Origin of the sequence: Vibrio sp. OPT41 (assembly GCF_015163595.1) — a bacterium.
GTDB lineage: Bacteria > Pseudomonadota > Gammaproteobacteria > Enterobacterales > Vibrionaceae > Vibrio > Vibrio alginolyticus.
Genome location: NZ_JADDYH010000036.1, coordinates 172394 through 182925, shown reverse-complemented (window position 1 = coordinate 182925; position 10532 = coordinate 172394). Strand labels below are relative to the sequence as shown.

The window sequence follows — 10532 nt, the reverse complement described above, 5'->3', positions numbered from 1 at the left end:
AATTGGTAGACACAAGGGATTTAAAATCCCTCGGCGTTCGCGCTGTGCCGGTTCAAGTCCGGCCCGGGGCACCATCAAAATCTTTGGTGACAGAGATAAAAAATCAGAAAGGCGCCTTGGCAGAGTGGCTATGCAGCGGATTGCAAATCCGTGGACCTCGGTTCGACTCCGGGAGGCGCCTCCACTATTTCGAAAGCCAGTCTTAAATGACTGGCTTTTTTCGTTTTTAGTCCACCTTTTCGTAACCCTTCGCGCTTTCCTAAAGTCTCCCATGTTTTGATCACCATTCAATATTTTTAACGTGCTAATCATTGATTTTATAAATGTTAGACAACTCAATAATTGTATAGTGTGATTGGTGATAGTTTCTCTTCGATTGTCATCCGAACTTTTTGTATTACAGGCAGCAACCTAGCTAGCGTCATAGTTAGTATCGCTTGGTGCGTATATGCAGAAAGGAGGATTCTAGTCCTTAACGTGAGAGAAAAATAATGAAAACATTCAACCTTAAACCTACACTTTTACCCTTAACTTTGCTGCTCAGTTCGCCTGTAATGGCGGCACAAAATGGCACCATGATGCAGTATTTCCATTGGTATGTGCCAAATGACGGTGCACTCTGGACACAAGTTGAAAACAACGCGTCGGCACTATCTGACAACGGCTTTACTGCGTTATGGTTGCCGCCCGCCTATAAAGGTGCTGGTGGTAGCAACGACGTCGGTTATGGCGTTTATGATATGTACGATTTGGGAGAGTTTGATCAACAAGGTTCGGTGCGCACCAAGTATGGCACCAAAGATCAGTACCTAAGCGCCATCAATACTGCCCATAAAAACAATATCCAGATTTATGGCGATGTGGTGTTCAACCATCGCGGTGGTGCGGATGGAAAGTCTTGGGTTGATACCAAGCGAGTAGATTGGAACAACCGAAATATTGAACTTGGTGATAAATGGATTGAAGCGTGGGTAGAGTTTGATTTCCCTGGGCGCAACGACAAGTACTCAAACTTTCATTGGACGTGGTACCACTTTGATGGCGTGGATTGGGACGATGCTGGCGAAGAAAAAGCTATCTTCAAATTCAAAGGCGAGGGTAAGGCATGGGATTGGGAAGTGAGCTCGGAAAAAGGCAACTACGATTACCTTATGTACGCTGACCTAGACATGGATCACCCTGAAGTGAAGCAAGAGCTGAAAGACTGGGGTGAGTGGTATATCAACATGACGGGTGTGGATGGGTTTAGAATGGACGCGGTGAAGCACATCAAATATCAATACCTGCAAGAATGGATTGATCACCTACGTTGGAAAACAGGGAAAGAACTATTCACGGTCGGAGAGTACTGGAACTACGATGTTAATCAGTTGCATAACTTTATCACCAAAACTTCTGGCAGCATGTCTCTATTCGACGCACCGTTACATATGAACTTCTACAATGCGTCTAAATCGGGTGGTAGCTACGATATGCGTCAAATCATGGATGGTACGCTGATGAAGGACAATTCAGTCAAAGCGGTAACCTTAGTAGAAAACCATGACACTCAACCTTTGCAGGCTTTGGAGTCGACGGTTGATTGGTGGTTTAAGCCGCTCGCTTACGCGTTTATCTTATTGCGTGAAGAAGGCTATCCATCCGTGTTTTATGCAGATTACTACGGCGCGCAGTACAGTGATAAAGGGCATGACATCAATATGGTCAAAGTGCCTTACATTGAAGAGCTAGTAACACTGCGTAAAGATTATGCGTATGGCAAACAACATTCTTATCTCGACCACTGGGACGTAATTGGTTGGACTCGAGAAGGTGATGCAAAGCATCCACATTCAATGGCCGTGATCATGAGTGATGGACCTGGCGGCTCGAAGTGGATGTATACGGGTAAACCAAGTGCTCGCTACGTAGACAAGTTGGGTATCCGAACTGAAGAAGTTTGGACTGATGCGAATGGTTGGGCTGAGTTCCCAGTAAACGGCGGATCTGTCTCGGTTTGGGTTGGCGTTGAATAATCCATTCCTGTGATTTTGATACAGAGTAGGCAATTCTTGATAAAACTCTTCAATGAATCAATGTGTTATTTGATATTCATTCGACAAATGAGTAACTTATAGTTGAGCATAATCTAGAGGAAGATAAAGAATGGAATCTATTGCTGATGTATTGGTTGTGGCTATTGTGTTCGGTGCCATATTTGGGGGCGGGATAATAAAGTTAATCTTGAACCATCGTAAAGAAGTAAGAGCGTTGGAGATATCTGAACGTAATACGATGAGCCGAGAAGAACAAGATAACCTTAACAAGCAAATTGGTGACTTGAAGCGACGTGTTGAAGTGTTAGAGCGAATTGTCACAGATAACAAATATCAACTTGAAAAAGAAATCGCCTCTCTGTAGATCAGCACTTAATCGTAAAGCCGGCGAAGTCCGGCTTTTTGGTGTCTGTACGTCATACCTTTCGGATGTTTAACTCAGCGTTCATCAAAAAAGTCTTTGTCGCGAATGTATTTACTCATAAAGTGATAAGAAAACGGTCGCATTAACCAACTAAATAAGGAGCGCCCAAGCCGTATGAGCGTTGGGGTGTTCTCGTATATTCTCCCGTTATATAACCATAGCATTTTGCCTACATGCCAATACAAAAAAGGTATGGGCGGCATAAAGGTCACGATGTCGATGTCGCAACAAATCCTGTATGTTTTGTGCCCCAAACGGTAGCGTTTCTTAAACGTCCAATCTCCGACAGCGGGCTGTCCGAAAGTGACCACGCGTTTAATGCTTTTGGGGTATTTTTTCTCAATATAGTCAGCAAAAACACTGCCAATCGCGCCACCTGAAGAGTGGCCAGTAATAGTGATTCTTTTTCCCCTGAGAATAAGTGGTACAACGATACCTTCGAGGCGTTCGATCACGGTCAACCCTAACCGATCTTCATTCCGGCTCGGTAAACTTTCTTGGAACAACAGATGATAGAAACCCGCGTGAATGCGATAGTTTAGTCCCAACCTTCGACAGCTTCTCGTCCACATCGCGAAGTTCAACAACCAATCACTGATACTGTGTGAGCCTTTAATCACTACGACCACTTCACTCTGTTTTTTACTCCAGAGCACGCGAATCATAATCTTACCGTGTTCATTTCTAATGACTCGTTGCCCATTAGGATCGAATCCATATTGAGTTTGTCTGAAGACGCGAGGGTAGGCGAGATTACAAAGCACCGCATAGCGCTCGTATTGGTATCGTTTTAATGGTTTCACGTTATCTTTCTTAATGGAGCCCAACGATTGACTGTAATTAATGAATATTAAGAATACGTGAACCTTGATTTAGGGTCGGTAGAGATTTTGTGTATTGGAATCGCGAATGAAAGACTCAAACTGGCTTAAATGCGTCAAGATGGTTTGGCGAGAGAGTTCATGATGTTCGCTAAGCACGTTAATTAGCTTTTTCAAAGCCTTACGATCTTGTTTATTGAGATTTGCTGTTTCTTTGAGTTGTGCGAAAAATTCAATTTGACTTGAAGTGTCGTTAAAGTCACCGAGCTTGTCTTGCAATAGTTTTAGTTGTTTCACGTTGTTTTTGTGCTGTTGGGAAGGATAGAGCGTGGAAAATCCTTCTAACAAATAACGAAGCGCTTTGCACTTTATCCGCATCGAATGAATCACGCTGTCACGACTTTTGTCCGAGATTTTGCGTCGTGCTTTATCAACTTTTTTAAATTGAACGGAGATTTTTTGGCTTGCGAAAAGTAACGCAGGTACGTTGCTATCCACTGGTTCGTGTTGCGTACTTCGCAACATACTATTCCTGATCAAAGTGCAGTGCGTTGTGTATTCTTGTGTATCTAGCCAACGCGTAACTTTTGCTTGTTCGTAAGCACGTTCAGATTCTATAAAGCAAAAAAGTTGCTCAAGAGACGATTTGTGATTTGGGAGCATTTCAATGTATTGGTTTTTGTCCAAGATAAATACGTCCAAATCACGCAGCTTATTTGTTTTCTTCATCATTATTCTTAAATGAGGTTTCAAAATACGCTGTTCAAAAGGAGGGATCAGTTCGCGAAGTAGTGAGCATAGTGAGCGTATGCGCCTCAGTGTGACGCGATATTGGTGTGTATATTCAGGATCCAAGTCGTCGATGACTCCCTGCTCCAGAGAGCGTGCATAATCAAATTCAGTAAGGAAGAAGTGGGGCACTACGAAGTCGAGTTCGGAGTCGGCATGTAAGGGTAAGTGAAATGATGGTTTTCGAAACATGATGAGCGCTATTTTGTTCTCTGAAATACACGTTAAGTTTATACCCATACTGTTAACTTGCGCGATTTGTTGGCTCTTCATTGATATAAAATGAGAAGGTTAAAAGGCACGAAAGCAAAGCGTATTGATGATCAAATAAGCAAAATGATCGCCCTTTGTTCGTTAGAGTCGTCTTTTTAACCATTTGAATAAAAAAGACTAATTTTTTGTTGACCAGATAAATTAATCCGTTAAAGTACGCCTCGTTCTCACGGCAAAGGTCGCGAGATAGATGGTGTCTAACCCATCGCATGATTGCGTTGCCCTGGTGGTGGAATTGGTAGACACAAGGGATTTAAAATCCCTCGGCGTTCGCGCTGTGCCGGTTCAAGTCCGGCCCGGGGCACCATCAAAATCTTTGGTGACAGAGATACAAAATCAGAAAGGCGCCTTGGCAGAGTGGCTATGCAGCGGATTGCAAATCCGTGGACCTCGGTTCGACTCCGGGAGGCGCCTCCATTCTTTTACTTGTCCATGAGTTCCGATAGTAACCTGTAGGATCTCAACTTCTCAGATTGTTCAAACACCATCGTGTTTACCATAATTTCATCTGCCCCAGTGCGTTCCAAAAGTTTCTCAATTTTCTGTCTTACATATGTTTGATCACCATGGATAGATTCACGTAATTGAGTTTCAACGTGAAGCTTTTCCTGTGCTGACCATAGTGGTGCCATACTTTTCACTGGTGCGCGAAGTTTTTCGCGATTGCCGCGAATCATTTTTAAGAATTTTTGCTTCTCTGTTGTCGCGAGAAAATCTGCATGTGACTGAGTATCCGCTACGATAACGTTGGCACAAATCATCACATAGGGTTGAGCTAAATGCTCGGATGGGACAAACTCATCTCGATAAAAGTTTAGAGCACGAGACATTGCATCTGGAGCAAAGTGTGCAGCAAATGCGAAAGGTAAGCCTCTCTTAGCTGCTAAACGTGCGCTGTATGTACTCGACCCCAGAAGCCAAATCGGCAGAGATGTGTTGTTACCTGGATAAGCCGCGACTGGTTGATTTCGAGATACGGGACCAAGAAAGAAATTAAGTTCCTCCAACAGCTCTTCAAAGTCAGGATCCATATGCTCTGGTTCCCGCCTTAATGCATGCATTGTTTGGTAGTCGGTGCCTGGTGCGCGTCCTAATCCGAGGTCAATACGACCAGGGTATAATGCCTCTAACGTTCCGAATTGCTCTGCAATAACTAGTGGTGCATGGTTAGGTAACATGATTCCACCTGATCCTAAACGGATCGAGTTCGTGTGCGCTCCAATATGACTGAGTAATACACTGGTTGCGGCACTGGCGATGTCGGGCATGTTATGGTGTTCAGCCATCCAAAACCGATGATAGCCCCAGGACTCGATTGATTGAGCTAATTCAACGGAGCGTTCGAACGTTTCGGTGAAGTTTGTTCCGTCGGACACGGGTGCCAAATCCAGAACAGATAAACGAGGAAAAGACATAGGATAGTTATAGCCTGTTAATGAATCTTAACTATCATATGGTGGTGAAAGTTGACGTTTAAAAGGGGAGGATTAACCATTCACAATGGATTATTTTTCTTCAATGCCTGGAGAGCGTTTAGCTTACGAGTTTAGCTTTTGCTATGTGATAAAAGCGGCTTTATTACTGTAAGTGGCCACAGTGGTCGATGTCGTTGAATATTCGCATGTAGAACGTTTCCACAGCTACTTTAGATTAAAACATAGGCCTCTTTAACAGCGAACTGCTGTTGTCGACAATAGTGAACGAGCTAGCTTTAGAACGTTTTGACTGATACATAGACTTGTCTGCCGCTGTTAATAATTCATGTACATTCGACCCATGCTCAGGATAGAGTGCAATACCAATGCTAGCTCCGACGCATAACTCTTTACCTTTAAAATGAATTACTTTTTCTATTTCTTGGATATAGCGTAGTGCACATGCAGACAGAGACGTACCTGTTGTGTGTGAACGATGAATAATAATAAATTCATCTCCACCAAAGCGGCCTACCATGTCTGATTCGTCGATAATACTTGATAATCTACTAGCTACAGATTTTAACACTGCATCACCTGCCTCATGGCCATGGCTATCGTTAATATCCTTAAATAAATTTAAATCTATAAAAAACAAACTAAAACTATTCTCACTGCCTCTGAAATTACGCGTAAGCTGGATCAAATGTTTTTCTATTGCTCGACGATTGTAGATATTAGTTAAGGAGTCGTGCTCAGACAAAAATACCAAACTTTCTTTTTGACGATTTAGAACTGAAGTTTGATTCTCTACTTCTTCTTTAAGTTTTGATTTTGATATTGTTGTGTGGTTTAACAATGCCGCCATTTTATTGAAGTAACAAGACAGATTTTCAAATTCCGTGAATTGATTTTCTGAAGGGATTTTATAGTCAAAATTTGACCTGCTTAATTGTTTTATTCCATTTATAAACCTTTGAAAGCTTCTCTTGAACTTTATTTTTATATAAAAGCATAATAGCATAACAACCAGAGAGATAAAAATAATACCTGCTTGAGTGTAATAATTTAAATTTTGTAGTTTTGTAGACTTATTATTAAGTATTTTTTTATAAATATATATTATTTCATTATTCATATCCTGGGATACAATGTTTATTCTGGATTGTATGACAGGATTTGATTTATTATAATTTACGACTGAATCATAATGGCGATCTTTGTCTAGTAAATGATTATTTTCGTATTGAACTAAAAAATACAGTTCGAGATTCATTTTTTTTAGGTCTTTAGTAAGGTATAAAACATCTTCATTTTGAGATAATAATTCGTTTAATTTGTTATGAGAAATCATGAATTGTGTGAAATTGTTTTTTCCCCTATTTTGAGTGTAAGCCCAAAGATAACTACTTAATGACTCTAATGATATTTGTATGTCCATTATTTGGTTTAATTGTTTCTTGGCTTTATAATCTTCTATTTTTATGAAGCTTATGTATACTATAACGCTGATACATAGTATTACGCTTAGACTGAATAGTGATGCTAAATAGTGGTTTAACGAACGATGCATTTTAATCTAGACCATCAAAATATGAATTGATATAGTTTTCTTTAAATATTTTTCTGTAATTTGGAATCTGTCCTTCTACATAGTTTTGTTTTAATGCCCAATTAGCTTCTGATTGTAATGTAAATAATAAAGAATTCGTTAAATTTAATCGAAAGTTATAATCATCCCAACTCCAAGATATTTTTTCAACTGTTGTGTTAAGTTTTTGTGATAGTATTTTCATTGTTAAATGAGGGTTTTTATCCATCCAGTTAATTGAGTGATGAAGTGACTTTATTATTTTCATTACTTCTTGATCTGATTTTTCAATGTGTATTTCTTTTGATACAAGCAAAAAGTAAAGTTTATACACGCCAATAATTCCTATGTTCTTTACTTCTTCATTTATTCTATTCTTGGCCATAAATCCGTATGGCTCCCAAGTAGATATTGCATCGACGTTTCCTTGCATTAAATGATTTATAATAACCTGCGTTGTTGATGATATTTTTTCTACTTTTTCTAAATCAATGTCATTTACCTGTAGCAACAAGTCTAAGTAATATTCGCTAGCGCTCTTTTTTATTACACCAACCTTTTTTCCTGGTAATTTATCTATACTTTCTATGCCAGACCGCTTTTTAGTTAGCAGCTTAATATCATTCGTAGAAGATGCAAAAGAAGTGATTAATGCTAAATCTTTGTATTCAAAGCTTTTAAACATCAGTACGCTTTCAGAAAAAGTGGCGTAATTAACATGGTTTTCTAGAAGTAGGTTTGAACATTCGACCCCTCCAAAGCACATGATAAGTTCGACGTTTAAATCGTTTTCTTCAAACGCACCTATGTGCTCTGCAATGATAAAAGGGGCTGACAGAGGCGTCTTAGATATACCGATTGTTGTAGGTTTGTGGATAGCATTTGATACCGTTGTTAACTTTAAATAAGCAACTACTAATGCAGAAAGAACTAAAATTATGATAACTGTAGAAATCTGTTTTGTATCCATCAAAAACAACTCCCTTCATAATAGTAGTAATTAATCTATCAGTTAAATGAGTGTAGTTGCTTATTGGGTTGATGCTAGGAGAGGAGGGGATTTATTTGTATCGTGCCAAATTTATGAGTACCTAGGGGTAATTTCGGTAACTGGCTTAGATATAAAGAATTTATCTTTAGTTAGTTCAAGTTGTAGCAAATGACTGATTTCATAACATGATGATTTATGGAGAGATATCAACTTTTTAAGTTGAAAAATTGTACTCCATTTTTGCCATTTTTCTTTATCTCATACATTGCGTGATCGGCTTTTTGATACACTTCATTAAACGGTTGCTTTCCTTTGTTAAAGAGACAAACACCGATACTCATTCCTATCGTTACTTTATGTAAGTCTTGATTTATCGCTGGAATGATTGAATCTAAGAGTTGATTGCAAAGTTGGGATATTTCCTCTCGACTTGAATGCCAGTTTAAGACAACAAATTCATCGCCTCCTATGCGTCCAACTTGAGACTTGCTTGACGCAAGCTCTGTTAAGCTATTGGCGATATTGATGAGGAGGGTGTCGCCAGTATGATGGCCTAGCTGGTCGTTAACTGCTTTAAAATTATCTATATCAACAAACACTAAAGCAGACTGCTGAGACGGTTCGGTTTGAGGTTGATGATTAAAGTTTTCCTCAATTGCTTTTCTATTTAACAATCCAGTCAATGGATCACTCGAAGCCAACTTGGCCAGTTGCTGCTCATAACGCTTTTCTTTTGTAATATCGATATGAGTACCCATCATCCGTAGTGGTTCGCCATCAGAACCATACTCGACGATGCGCCCTCGATCGTAGACCCAGCTATCACTGCCGTCTTTATGAATCATGCGATGCACTACCTCATAAAGGTCGGTCTTGCCTGCTAGGTGATCTTCAAATGCACCCACCGCAAGATCATAATCTTCAGGGTGGAGATTGTTTTTCCACGTTTCAACCGTCGCGGTTAACTCATGGGGCTGATAACCTAGCATTTTTCCCCACTGCATATTGAATATCGTCAAAGTACCTGAAGGAATATGCTGCTCCCACAAACACAGTCCATTACTGTCGAGTGCAGCATTCAACTTTTCTTGTAGTCGCGCATTCTTCCGCTTCAGCTCTTCATTTTCTTTTTCTAAGCAGGCAATTCGAGTTAGATATTCTTCCATTTTGCGCATAATTTACGTCGTTTTCGGAGCGACAATATACGAAAAATACTTTGCAATTTCTATGATTGAGCTTGGAGATATAAATATTGAATATGCGGTAAATAATAAAGAATCGGTGATGTTACTTAAGAGCAGTAAAGTAAATGCTTGGAAAACAAAGAAGGAAATAGGGGGTAAGCGAGGGGCTCTCCTGGTGCAAAGTCTTAAATGGAGGCCTTTGCACCGGGACTACTGAGGGTTAGCGGTTTAGTGCACCACAACGCTCAGGTTGGTATGTGATATCGACAATTTCAATTGTCTTCACTTGATTATTTGGCATTGGCCAGTCAAGTTTTTGGCCGACAGACAAACCGATCAGTGCGCTGCCTACGGGTGCAAAAATAGAGATATCATCACTGCTTTTCAGTTCAGAAGGGTAAACCAGTGTCTTTGTCATGGTTCTATCTTCACCTGAAAATTTAAACTCTACAGTCGAGTTCATCGTGACCACGTTATCTGGCATTTGTTCTGGCTCAAGAACTGTTGCTCGGTCGAGCTCTGCTTCTAATTCCACAAGCTCCGCTGCGATGTTTGGCATTTTATCCAACAAAGCCGTGATTCGGTTCATATCTAAGCTTGAGATGTAGATAGAATTGTTTTCTGACATTTTATGACTCCCAAATAAAAGGCCGCCTCACAAAAATGGGACGGCACTCTATATGTCAATTACGGTATCAATCATATGGACGCTATTCCATATGAACTAAACCTGATTTTAGTCTTTATAGTGCGACTTAGCTAGTAAAAAATTTTTGTTGTGAAGCTTGATTTTTCTAAATCTTTCAATCACTTCAGATATTGTTCTCTGATCACCTTGAAACGGTGAAGTCAAGTGAGTGCGTCGTTTAGAAGCAAAGCAGGATTTATCGTAGGTGTGCTCGGTTTCGATGGTCAGCCTAACTTCATAAAAGCAAAACGGTATAGTCCGTTGCTAGCATGGCTTCGGTTATCTCAGTTTGTTAAAACTACCAATATCCGTTAATAAAT

9 protein-coding genes and 3 tRNA genes are annotated in these 10532 nt (G+C 40.1%); 5 read left to right on the top strand and 7 right to left on the bottom strand.

Annotated features, from left to right (window positions below):
- Positions 1-110 precede the first annotated feature (110 nt).
- From IQP38_RS15160 to IQP38_RS15150, 3 genes are all read left to right on the top strand, one after another.
- Positions 111-184: transfer RNA gene (locus IQP38_RS15160), tRNA-Cys, on the top strand.
- Positions 185-491: 307 nt separating this feature from the next.
- Positions 492-2015 carry an alpha-amylase gene (gene amyS / locus IQP38_RS15155; protein ID WP_193837707.1) on the top strand — a complete coding sequence of 508 codons (1524 nt, stop codon included), beginning with the start codon at positions 492-494 and terminating at the stop codon, positions 2013-2015.
- Between the two features lie 130 nt (positions 2016-2145).
- The gene (locus tag IQP38_RS15150; protein ID WP_005375990.1) at positions 2146-2400 is read left to right on the top strand and encodes a hypothetical protein; all 255 of its coding nucleotides are present in this window, start codon (positions 2146-2148) and stop codon (positions 2398-2400) included.
- A gap of 74 nt (positions 2401-2474) precedes the next feature.
- On the opposite strand, the gene IQP38_RS15145 is transcribed toward IQP38_RS15150, so the two are convergent.
- Positions 2475-3263 (bottom strand): lipase family protein, encoded by a 789-nt coding sequence (locus tag IQP38_RS15145; protein WP_193837706.1) that lies wholly within the window; start codon positions 3261-3263, stop codon positions 2475-2477.
- A 69-nt stretch (positions 3264-3332) separates the two neighbouring features.
- Entirely contained in the window at positions 3333-4262 is a 930-nt protein-coding gene (locus IQP38_RS15140; protein WP_021707732.1) for a CHAD domain-containing protein, read from the bottom strand.
- A 301-nt stretch (positions 4263-4563) separates the two neighbouring features.
- Between IQP38_RS15140 and IQP38_RS15135 the strand changes: the two genes are divergently transcribed.
- Together IQP38_RS15135 and IQP38_RS15130 are read left to right on the top strand one after the other, a co-directional pair.
- Positions 4564-4650 (top strand) — tRNA-Leu (locus IQP38_RS15135).
- Between the two features lie 36 nt (positions 4651-4686).
- Positions 4687-4760, top strand: a tRNA-Cys gene (locus IQP38_RS15130).
- A 5-nt stretch (positions 4761-4765) separates the two neighbouring features.
- Here IQP38_RS15130 and IQP38_RS15125 read toward each other — a convergent pair.
- The 5 genes from IQP38_RS15125 to rnk form a co-directional block, all read right to left on the bottom strand.
- Positions 4766-5758, bottom strand: coding sequence for an LLM class flavin-dependent oxidoreductase (locus tag IQP38_RS15125; RefSeq protein WP_005376038.1), 993 nt, complete (start codon positions 5756-5758; stop codon positions 4766-4768).
- A gap of 235 nt (positions 5759-5993) precedes the next feature.
- Positions 5994-7199 carry a GGDEF domain-containing protein gene (locus IQP38_RS15120; RefSeq protein ID WP_226977227.1) on the bottom strand — a complete coding sequence of 402 codons (1206 nt, stop codon included), beginning with the start codon at positions 7197-7199 and terminating at the stop codon, positions 5994-5996.
- A 133-nt stretch (positions 7200-7332) separates the two neighbouring features.
- Positions 7333-8319 (bottom strand): ABC transporter substrate-binding protein, encoded by a 987-nt coding sequence (locus IQP38_RS15115; RefSeq protein ID WP_193837705.1) that lies wholly within the window; start codon positions 8317-8319, stop codon positions 7333-7335.
- Between the two features lie 227 nt (positions 8320-8546).
- Positions 8547-9506, bottom strand: coding sequence for a GGDEF domain-containing protein (locus IQP38_RS15110; protein WP_193837761.1), 960 nt, complete (start codon positions 9504-9506; stop codon positions 8547-8549).
- 238 nt (positions 9507-9744) lie between these two features.
- The gene (gene rnk / locus IQP38_RS15105; RefSeq protein ID WP_005390213.1) at positions 9745-10152 is read right to left on the bottom strand and encodes a nucleoside diphosphate kinase regulator; all 408 of its coding nucleotides are present in this window, start codon (positions 10150-10152) and stop codon (positions 9745-9747) included.
- Positions 10153-10532: the final 380 nt, after the last annotated feature.

Excerpts from the sequence above, each read along its gene's own strand:
- IQP38_RS15120 (WP_226977227.1), bottom strand. The coding sequence starts at position 7,199 with ATGGACATACAAATATCATTAGAGTCATTAAGTAGTTATCTTTGGGCT.
- IQP38_RS15140 (WP_021707732.1), bottom strand. The coding sequence starts at position 4,262 with ATGTTTCGAAAACCATCATTTCACTTACCCTTACATGCCGACTCCGAA.
- rnk (WP_005390213.1), bottom strand. The coding sequence starts at position 10,152 with ATGTCAGAAAACAATTCTATCTACATCTCAAGCTTAGATATGAACCGA.
- IQP38_RS15110 (WP_193837761.1), bottom strand. The coding sequence starts at position 9,506 with ATGGAAGAATATCTAACTCGAATTGCCTGCTTAGAAAAAGAAAATGAA.
- amyS (WP_193837707.1), top strand. The coding sequence starts at position 492 with ATGAAAACATTCAACCTTAAACCTACACTTTTACCCTTAACTTTGCTG.
- IQP38_RS15150 (WP_005375990.1), top strand. The coding sequence starts at position 2,146 with ATGGAATCTATTGCTGATGTATTGGTTGTGGCTATTGTGTTCGGTGCC.
- IQP38_RS15115 (WP_193837705.1), bottom strand. The coding sequence starts at position 8,319 with ATGGATACAAAACAGATTTCTACAGTTATCATAATTTTAGTTCTTTCT.
- IQP38_RS15125 (WP_005376038.1), bottom strand. The coding sequence starts at position 5,758 with ATGTCTTTTCCTCGTTTATCTGTTCTGGATTTGGCACCCGTGTCCGAC.